Source organism: Nocardioides sp., from assembly GCF_036374615.1.
In the GTDB taxonomy this organism is placed as follows: Bacteria; Actinomycetota; Actinomycetes; order Propionibacteriales; family Nocardioidaceae; genus Nocardioides.
In genome coordinates this window covers 1-8,696 of sequence record NZ_DASUTK010000059.1, presented here as the reverse complement: position 1 = coordinate 8,696, position 8,696 = coordinate 1, and the positions used below count along the sequence as shown (strand labels likewise).

9 protein-coding genes and 2 pseudogenes are annotated in these 8,696 nt (G+C 70.4%); 3 read left to right on the top strand and 8 right to left on the bottom strand.

The features are described from left to right. Positions 1 to 366 (bottom strand): annotated as a pseudogene (locus VFZ39_RS04500) (M1 family peptidase); the annotation flags it as partial. A 361-nt stretch (positions 367 to 727) separates the two neighbouring features. Here VFZ39_RS04500 and VFZ39_RS04495 point away from each other — a divergent pair. The 3 genes from VFZ39_RS04495 to VFZ39_RS04485 are packed head-to-tail and all read left to right on the top strand — an operon-like array spanning position 728 to position 3,709. Beyond that, on the top strand, positions 728 to 1,612 hold the full coding sequence (locus VFZ39_RS04495) for a serine protein kinase RIO (RefSeq protein ID WP_330864526.1): 885 nt from the start codon (positions 728 to 730) through the stop codon (positions 1,610 to 1,612). A 56-nt stretch (positions 1,613 to 1,668) separates the two neighbouring features. Beyond that, positions 1,669 to 2,742 (top strand): NAD(P)-binding domain-containing protein, encoded by a 1,074-nt coding sequence (locus VFZ39_RS04490; RefSeq protein ID WP_330864525.1) that lies wholly within the window; start codon positions 1,669 to 1,671, stop codon positions 2,740 to 2,742. Positions 2,743 to 2,794: 52 nt separating this feature from the next. After that, entirely contained in the window at positions 2,795 to 3,709 is a 915-nt protein-coding gene (locus VFZ39_RS04485) for an LOG family protein (RefSeq protein ID WP_330864524.1), read from the top strand. A gap of 1 nt (position 3,710) precedes the next feature. On the opposite strand, the gene rlmN is transcribed toward VFZ39_RS04485, so the two are convergent. The 7 genes and pseudogenes from rlmN to rplD form a co-directional block, all read right to left on the bottom strand. Continuing rightward, positions 3,711 to 4,838 carry a 23S rRNA (adenine(2503)-C(2))-methyltransferase RlmN gene (rlmN, locus tag VFZ39_RS04480; protein ID WP_330864523.1) on the bottom strand — a complete coding sequence of 376 codons (1,128 nt, stop codon included), beginning with the start codon at positions 4,836 to 4,838 and terminating at the stop codon, positions 3,711 to 3,713. Positions 4,839 to 4,972: 134 nt separating this feature from the next. After that, positions 4,973 to 5,335 carry a hypothetical protein gene (locus VFZ39_RS04475; protein ID WP_330864522.1) on the bottom strand — a complete coding sequence of 121 codons (363 nt, stop codon included), beginning with the start codon at positions 5,333 to 5,335 and terminating at the stop codon, positions 4,973 to 4,975. 71 nt (positions 5,336 to 5,406) lie between these two features. Continuing rightward, the gene (locus VFZ39_RS04470) at positions 5,407 to 6,273 is read right to left on the bottom strand and encodes a phosphatidate cytidylyltransferase (RefSeq protein WP_330864521.1); all 867 of its coding nucleotides are present in this window, start codon (positions 6,271 to 6,273) and stop codon (positions 5,407 to 5,409) included. A gap of 7 nt (positions 6,274 to 6,280) precedes the next feature. Continuing rightward, positions 6,281 to 6,835, bottom strand: a complete 555-nt coding sequence (frr, locus tag VFZ39_RS04465) for a ribosome recycling factor (RefSeq protein ID WP_330864528.1) — start codon at positions 6,833 to 6,835, stop codon at positions 6,281 to 6,283. 30 nt (positions 6,836 to 6,865) lie between these two features. Then, the gene (pyrH, locus tag VFZ39_RS04460; RefSeq protein ID WP_330864520.1) at positions 6,866 to 7,579 is read right to left on the bottom strand and encodes a UMP kinase; all 714 of its coding nucleotides are present in this window, start codon (positions 7,577 to 7,579) and stop codon (positions 6,866 to 6,868) included. Between the two features lie 87 nt (positions 7,580 to 7,666). Then, positions 7,667 to 8,479: a translation elongation factor Ts gene (tsf, locus tag VFZ39_RS04455; protein WP_330864527.1), complete on the bottom strand. Its 813-nt coding sequence runs from the start codon at positions 8,477 to 8,479 to the stop codon at positions 7,667 to 7,669. 104 nt (positions 8,480 to 8,583) lie between these two features. Continuing rightward, a pseudogene (gene rplD / locus VFZ39_RS19070) lies at positions 8,584 to 8,696 on the bottom strand (50S ribosomal protein L4); the annotation flags it as partial.

Genomic DNA, 8,696 nt, shown 5'->3' with positions numbered 1-8,696 from the left:
CCGCGGGGTGATCCGCACCTCGTGCCGCCGCGGACGGGTGTGCGGGACGGTCCGCCCGTCGATCGTGACCCGGTCGACAGGCAGCAGGAAGTCGAGGGAGAAGGACGTGAGGTCCTGGGTCGCACGCATGGTCAGCGTGGTGTGGCCCGAGAGGTGCTTCGTCGCGAACCGGTAGCGGTCGCGGATCCGGTACTTCCTCACGTTGTACCCGCCGTTGCCGTCGAGCGGGAAGTACGCGTCGCCGATCCCGGCGCTGCTGCGCTCGGTCGGGACGGCCGTCGCCGCGGGAGCCACGAACGAGGGGGGCAGGATCAGACTCGCGACGAGAACGGCGGCCACACCCGCCGGACGGCGGGGTCTCAGCATGAGCACAACCTAGTCCACCGCTGATCGGTACCGGGGCTCGGCGAGGATCACGAGCCGTCCCATGATGGACGGCTTCAGGCAGTTCCAGGCACGGGTCCCCCTTTTCTTGTTGTTGGAACGTTCGTGCAAACGCGCTCCTTGAACGAACGTGCCAACAACCCGATTCAGACCCGATGGTCGGGGCGCGAGGGGTCGGCGCCTGCCACGGCCGATAATTGGGTTGCCGTGCGCGCACCCACCCTTCATCATGGTGTGGCCGCGCGGCGTACGGAGCCGTGCCCAGACCCGAGGAGGCGTGACATGACAACGACTGTCGCTGGCCTGCACGCAGACCACACCTCTTCCTTCACCTGGAGCACGAATGCACTCCTACGTCCCGGAGCCGGGGACTGACCGGCTCACCGATCCTTACGAGGGCATCGACCCTCGCTTCGTCTTCGACTTCCAGAGCCTGGACGAGCCTGACGACGACCTTCAGCGCTGGAGCACCTGGCTGAGCGTCGATCCGTTGTGTCGCGGCCCCGAGCCGCGGCCCGACTGGGTCGTGACGTCGCAGGCCGCGGTCGACACCGAGCTCGGCATCCTCAAGACCGGCAAGGAGGCCGACGTCTTCCTGCTCGAGCGCGCCGTTCCCGGGTCCGACGCCGTGGGCGAAACCGTCGTGATGGCAGCCAAGCGGTATCGCGACGAGGAGCACCGGAACTTCCACCGCTCGGCCGGGTACACGGCCGGCCGACGGGTCCGCAACACGCGGGACACCCGGGCGATGGCCAAGAAGACGGCCTTCGGGCGGACCGTGGCCGCGGGCCAGTGGGCGTGGGCGGAGTGGGAGTCACTCAAGCGCCTGTGGTCGCTCGGCATCGCGGTCCCCTACCCGGTCCAGCTCGACGGCACCGAGCTCCTCATGGAGTGGATCACCGTCGACGGCGACACCGCACCGCGACTCGCGGAGACCCGACCGGAGCGAGACCTGCTCGTCTCCTACTTCGACCAGGTGCGCGACTTCCTCGCCGAGCTCGCGCGGCACGGGATGGTGCACGGTGACCTCTCCGCGTTCAACATCCTGGCGGCCGGGGAGCGGCTGGTCGTGATCGACCTGCCGCAGGTGATCGACCTGGTCGGCAACCCGACCGGGATGGACTTCCTGCTCCGCGACTGCACCAACATCTGCCGCTGGTTCCGATCCCGCGGGCTGGAGGTCGACGAGCACGACGTGTTCGGCGAGCTGCTGGCCCACGCGTTCTAGGCGTCTCTCCGGGGCGGTCGGGGCATACCGCGCCAGGCCGTGGCGTTGACGTCAGCGTGGACGTGGACGTGGACGACGTGCTCGACTCGCTGGTCATCGGGGCCGGCCAGGCGGGTCTGTCCACGTCGTACCACCTCCGCCGACTCGGCGTTGAGCACGTCGCGCTCGACGCGAACGCCGCGCCCGGCGGCGCCTGGCAGCACCGGTGGAGCTCGCTGAGCATGGACGACGTGCACGGTGTCGCGGACCTGCCCGGCTCGCCCGCGCCGGACCGGGGGCCGGAGCCGGCCAACGCCGTGGTCCCGAGCTGGTTCGCCGACTACGAGACCGTCAACGGCCTCCCGGTGGAACGACCGGTGCGGGTCCACCGCGTCACCGACCAGGGCGGCCTGCTCGTGGTTCACGCGGATGACCGGACCTGGCATGCCCGGACTCTCGTGAACGCCACTGGGACGTGGACCTCGCCGTTCGTCCCCCACTACCCGGGGATGGACACGTTCGGCGGCGAACAGCTGCACGCCTCGGCGTACCCGGGTGCGGACGCGTTCGCCGGCCGGCGGGTGCTCGTGGTCGGCGGCGGCGCCTCGGCCGTGCAGCTCCTCGGCGAGATCGCCCTGGTGACCGAGACGCTCTGGACGACTCGGCGCCCCCCGGTCTGGCGTTCCGACCAGCTCGACCGCGAGGCGGGCCGGGCGGCCGTGGCGCGGGTCGAGGAGAGGGTACGTCGGGGGCTGCCACCCGCCAGCGTGGTGAGCGTGACCGGGCTTGCACTCCGGGAGCAGGAGCACGAGGCCGAGCGGCGAGGTGCGTACCGTCGCCGCGCGATGTTCGAGCGGATCGAGCCCGACGGGGTGCGGTGGGCAGACGGCACCTTCGAGCAGGTCGACGTGATCGTGTGGGCGACCGGCTTCCGTCCCGCCGTGAGCCATCTGGCTGCGTTGCACCTTCGCAGTCCGCACGGGGGCATCCGGCTCGACGGCACGACGGCGGTAGCCGACCCCCGCGTGCAGCTGGTCGGTTACGGGCCCTCGGCGAGCACCATCGGCGCCAACCGGGCCGGTCGGGCCGCCGCAGTCGCCGTCGTCCGGCGTCTCCGGGCACACGACGACGTCGACCTTCTGGCCGGGTGACACAGCCGAGCCTGTTCGCCGAGCCTGTTCGCCGAGCCTGTTCAATGGGCGCATGCGTCGACATGCGCCGGTCCTGGTCGGGTCGTTGGCGGGCTACGATCCGCCGCCGTTGCCCGCCGGGCCGGTCGACCCGGCCCGGACGACGCTCTACTCGCCGGCCGACCTGTACGACGCCGTGCTGACCGGGCGGTCCTACGAGGACGGCTTCGACGCTCGCGCGTACGCCTGGTCCCGGCAACCACGCACCCCGGGCGAGTCCATGCTCCGTGCGCTGCACGACCACGCGATGGACGAGGCGCTGGCCGGGTTCGTGGACGGCCGCCGGATGGTCGGAGTGATGGGCGGGCACGCGCTGCGACGGGGCAGCGCGGAGTACGACGAGGCGGCCCGCCTCGGGCACGCGCTCGGCGCGCTGTACACGGTCGCGACGGGCGGCGGCCCGGGAGCGATGGAGGCCGCCAACCTCGGCGCGCGCTGCGCGGCCCTCGATGCCTCGGAGCTCGAGGCGCACCTCGATTCGCTCGCGAGGCTCGCCGACTACGCCGACCTGACGGCCTGGGCCCGGACCGGCCTCGAGGTCGCCGCGGAGGTCGGCGACGCGGCCACCGAGAACCTGGGCATCCCGACCTGGCACTACGGCCACGAGCCCTCCAACGTCTTCGCGACGTCGATCGCGAAGTACTTCCGCAACGCGACGCGGGAGGCGATCCTGCTCGAGGTCTGCGACGCGGGGATCGTCTTCCTCCCCGGTGCTGCGGGGACCGTGCAAGAGGTCTTCCAGGACGCGTGCGAGAACTACTACGCGGATCCGTCGACGGTGGCGCCGATGGTGCTGGTCGGGCACGACTACTGGACGCGGACACTGCCGGTGTGGCCGCTGCTGAAGGGGCTGGCAGCCGACCGTCACATGGCGGACCGGGTGCACCTCGTCGACAGCTCGGCCGAGGCAGCGGCGCTGCTGGTGTGAGTCAGACCTCGGTCGCGGCCAGCTGGCCGCAGGCGCCGTCGATCTCACGGCCACGGGTGTCGCGGACCGTGGTCGGCACGCCCTTCGCCTCGAGCCGGCGCACGAACTCGCGCTCGTCCTTCGGGTCGGACGCGGTCCACTTCGAGCCGGGCGTCGGGTTGAGCGGGATCAGGTTCACGTGCACCCAGCCCCAGTCCCCGTACGAGTTGAGGACGTCGCCCAGCAGGTCCGCCCGCCACGCCTGGTCGTTGATGCCGCGCATCATCGCGTACTCGATCGAGACCCGCCGCTTGGTCGTCCGTGCGTAGTTCCAGGCTGCCTCGACGGACTCCGCGACGGAGAACCGGGTGTTGATCGGGACCAGCTCGTTGCGGAGCTCGTCGTCGGGAGCGTGGAGGCTGAGGGCGAGGGTGACCGGAATGCCCTCGGTGGCGAGCTGGTTGATCCGCGGCACGAGGCCGACGGTCGAGACCGTCACCCCGCGGGCCGACATGCCCAGCCCACCCGGCGCCGGGTCGGTGAGGCGGCGTACGGCGCCCATCACGGCCTTGTAGTTGGCCAACGGCTCGCCCATGCCCATGAAGACCACGTTGGAGACGCGGGCGGTGCCGCCCGGCACCTCGCCGCGCGCGAGTGAGCGGGCACCCGCCACGACCTGCTCCACGATCTCGGCGGTCGACATGTTGCGCTGCAGGCCGCCCTGGCCGGTAGCGCAGAACGGGCACGCCATGCCGCAGCCGGCCTGGCTCGAGACGCACATCGTGACCCGGCCCGGGTAGCGCATCAGGACCGACTCGACGAGTGCGCCGTCGAACAGCTTCCAGAGCGTCTTCCGGGTGGTGCCGCGATCGGCCTCCATGGTCCGCAGCGGTGTCATGAGCGGGGGCAGCAGGGTCGCCACCAGCTCGTCGCGCTGCCCTGCGGGCAGGTCGGTCATCTCGGCCGGGTCGTCGACCAGCCGGCTGAAGTAGTGGGTCGACAGCTGCTTGGCGCGGAAGCCCGGCAGGCCGGCCGCCGTGACCGCCTCGACCCGCTCCGCCTCGGTGAGGTCGGCCAGGTGACGCGGCGGCTTCTTGCGGCCGCGGGGCTCGGCGAGGACCAGCGGGAGCTGTCGGGGGGAGTCGGTCATGACCGGCTCAGTTTCGCACCCGCTCGGTCGGGCGGTCACATCCTCACGCTTCAGGTGGTTGAGGAGGGCCGCCAGGCCCGCTTCAGGTGGTTGAGGAGGGCCGCCAGGCCCGTCTCGAAACCACCGGCCAGCGGTCAGCCTTCGTACTGGACCATGAAGTAGAGGACCAGCGACGTCACGCCGCCGACGACCAGCACGGTGACGATCATGCCGAGCCACATGAACTTGGCGAACCGCCGGGTGCGCGGGGTGAAGAGCATCGCCGTCGGCACCAGGAAGAACAGCAGCACGAACGGGAACAGCTTGGCGGCGGTGTCGTAGTGGAACAACAGGCGCAGGACGCCGGCGAACCCGCCAGGCACGGCCGTCACGAACAGCATGCCGCTGAAGAAGCCCGTCAGGGCGGCGAACGTCGGGTGGGACTCGTGCCACCAGTCCCACCAGTGCCGCTCCCCCGCCGTCTCCGGCCCGTGGTCGCGGACGTCCGACTCCGTCATGCCTCAACGGTACGACGGGGCGATGCCTCCTCGGGCACATACCCCCAACCGCGCGTCGACCGGACAGGGCGTCAGGCGAAGACGGTGTAGTGCAGCAGCAGCCAGACGGGGGCGATGGTGGCGAGCAGGGAGTCGAGCCGATCCATCAGGCCGCCGTGGCCGGGGATCACCTGACTCATGTCCTTGACGCCGAGGTCGCGCTTCATCACCGACTCGCAGAGGTCGCCGAGGGTGGCCATCACCGCGACGATCACGCCCAGGACGACGCCGACCCACCAGTCGCCGTCCAGCAGGTAGACCACGAGCAGCCAGCCCGCGACCGCGGAGAGCGTCACGGAGCCGGCGAAGCCCTCCCAGGACTTCTTCGGTGAGATGACCGGGGCCATCGGGTGTCTCCCGAACAGCACACCGGCGATGTAACCACCGGTGTCGGAGGCAACGGTGACGAGGATGAACACGACGATCCCGCGTACGCCGTCGTCCCAGCGCTCGAAGTCGGTGGCACCGCCCTCGGCCAGGAGCAGAGCGACGAACGAGCCGAGGAACGGCACGTAGACGAGCGTGAACACGGATGCCGTCGCCGTCTTCACGTACCCGTCGACGCCGCGCCTGAGCAGCCAGAGCATCGTGACGAGAGCGGTCACCGCGGTCGCCGTCACCAGCGCTGGTGCGCCGTAGAAGTAGGCGACGCCGACCATCACGACGCCACCCACCATCAGCGGCTGCTCGGGCAGGTCGATGTCCTTGGCCATGAGGCCCTGGCGCAGCTCCCACACCGCCACGACGACCGCCGCGGCGACGATGCCGAGGAAGGCGGTCTTCCAGAAGGCCAGGGACGCGCCGATCGCAGCCAGCAGCACCACGGCGGACGTGATGGCGGCCGGAAGGTTACGACCGGCGCGGCCGTGGTCCTTCGCCGGTGCGGGGGTGGAGGTCATGGGTGTCTCAGACCTCGATCAGCTCTGCTTCCTTGTGGCGGAGCATCTCGTCGATGGCGTCGGTGTGCTTCTTGGTCATCGAGTCCAGGCGCTTCTCGGCCCCGGTGACGTCGTCCTGTCCGACCTCGCCGTCCGTCCCCAGCTTCTCGAGCGTCTGCTTCGCGTGCCGCCGCAGGTTGCGGACCGCCACCCGGCCTTCCTCGGCCTTGGTGCGGGCGACCTTGATGTACTCCTTGCGACGCTCCTCGGTCAGCTCGGGGAACACGCACCGGATGAGCTTGCCGTCGTTCGCGGGGTTGACCCCCAGGTCGGAGTCGCGGATCGCCTTCTCGATGTTCGGCATCGCGCCCATGTCGTACGGCTGGATCAGGATGATCCGGGCCTCGGGCGCGGTGAAGGAGGCGAGCTGCTGCAGCGGGGTGGGCGTCCCGTAGTAGTCGACCAGGATCTTGTTGAACATGCTGGGGTGGGCGCGCCCGGCGCGGATGGCCGCGAACTCCTCACGGGTCGCCTCGACCGACTTGTCCATCTTCTGGTCGGCCTCGCGGAGGGTCTCGTTGATCACGGCGTACTCCTGTGTCGTGTCGTCGGGTCAGCCGGCGCTGACCAGCGTTCCGATCTTCTCACCTGCGACGATGCGGGCGATCGCGCCCTTCTCCTCGGCTCCGAACACGATGAGCGGCATCTTGTTCTCCATGCACAGGGCGAACGCCGTGGCGTCTGCCGCCTTGAGCCCCTTCATCAGCACGTCCTGATAGGTGATCGTCTCGAACTTGGTCGCGGTCGGGTCGATCTTCGGGTCGGCGGAGTACAGGCCGTCGACGCCCTGCTTGGCCATCAGCACGACCTCGCACTTGGTCTCCAGCGCACGCTGCGCGGCCACCGTGTCGGTGGAGAAGAAGGGCATTCCGGCGCCTGCACCGAAGATCACGACCCGGCCCTTCTCGAGGTGTCGCATGGCGCGGCGCGGGATGTAGGGCTCGGCGACCTGGCCCATCGTGATCGCGGTCTGGACCCGCGTCTCCACGCCCTCCTTCTCCAGGAAGTCCTGGAGCGCGAGGCAGTTCATGACCGTGCCCAGCATGCCCATGTAGTCGGCGCGGGCGCGGTCCATGCCGCGCTGCTGCATCTCGGCGCCGCGGAAGAAGTTGCCGCCGCCGACGACGACGCAGATCCCGACGCCCTGCCCAGCCACGGCCGCGATCTCGTGGGCGACCTGGGAGACGACGTCGGGGTCGACTCCGACCCGCCCGCCGCCGAAGACCTCGCCGGAGAGCTTGAGGAGAACCCGCGTGTACGCCGTCACGGCCGAAACCCTATCCGAGCCCAGCCGGCGCGGCGGAGCCGCGGCGGCGTCGGACGAGGAGGTTGAGGGGCCGGGGCGGCGGAGCCGTCAGGCGCCGACCTCGAACCGGACGAAACGGGTGACCGTGGTGCCGGCCTCGTCGAGCACCGACTTCACGGTCTTCTTGGTCTCGGTGACCGACGGCTGCTCGAGCAGGACGACCTCCTTGAAGAAGCCGTTGAGCCGGCCCTCGGTGATCTTGGCGATCGCCTGCTCGGGCTTGCCCTCCTCGCGCGAGGTCGCCTCGGCGATCTCGCGCTCCTTGGCGACGACCTCGGCCGGGACCTCGTCGCGGGTGAGGAACTTCGGGCGCATCGCGGCGATCTGCATGGCGACCCCACGGGCGGCCTGCTCGTCACCGGCGTACTCCACGAGGACCCCGACAGCGGGGGGCAGGTCGGCCGCACGCTTGTGCATGTAGGTGACCACGTCGCCCTCGAAGTACGCGACCTGGCCGAGCTCGATCTTCTCGCCGATCGTGATCGCGAGGTTCTCCACGACCTCGGCCACGGTCTTGTCGCCGACGGAGACGGCCTTGAGCGCCTCGGCATCGGGGGCCTTGGCCTCAGCAGCCGCGTCGGCGATCTGCTGCGCGGCCGCGACGAACTCCTCACCCTTGGCGACGAAGTCGGTCTCGCAGTTCAGCTCGACCAACGCGCCGCCGGAGGCCGCGACCAGGCCCGCGGACGCCTCGCGCTCGGCGCCGCGCTCGGCCATCTTCTTGCCCAGCTTGACGCGGATCAGCTCGGCGGCCTTCTCGAAGTCGCCCTCGGCCTCCTCGAGCGCCTTCTTGCAGTCCATCATGCCGGCGCCGGTGAGCTCCCTGAGCTTCTTGACGTCAGCGGCGGAGACAGTCATGATTCCTTCTTCCTCGAGCCCTTCTCGATGACTCGGCTCGGTGCGCGTGCGGTGATGGTGGGGCGGCCGGGGCCGGACCGGTCCGGGGCGCCGCGGCCGCGTGGCGCTCAGGCCTTCTCGTCGGCCTTCTCGTCGGCCTTCTCGTCGGCCTTCGCCTCGGCGTTGACGAACCCGGCGGCCTCGGCGGCCTCGGGGCTGCGGAACCACACCTCGGCGTTGG

Excerpts from the sequence above, each read along its gene's own strand:
- rlmN (WP_330864523.1), bottom strand. The coding sequence starts at position 4,838 with ATGACCGACTCCCCCCGACAGCTCCCGCTGGTCCTCGCCGAGCCCCGC.
- VFZ39_RS04495 (WP_330864526.1), top strand. The coding sequence starts at position 728 with ATGCACTCCTACGTCCCGGAGCCGGGGACTGACCGGCTCACCGATCCT.
- VFZ39_RS04470 (WP_330864521.1), bottom strand. The coding sequence starts at position 6,273 with ATGACCTCCACCCCCGCACCGGCGAAGGACCACGGCCGCGCCGGTCGT.
- VFZ39_RS04485 (WP_330864524.1), top strand. The coding sequence starts at position 2,795 with ATGCGTCGACATGCGCCGGTCCTGGTCGGGTCGTTGGCGGGCTACGAT.
- VFZ39_RS04475 (WP_330864522.1), bottom strand. The coding sequence starts at position 5,335 with ATGACGGAGTCGGACGTCCGCGACCACGGGCCGGAGACGGCGGGGGAG.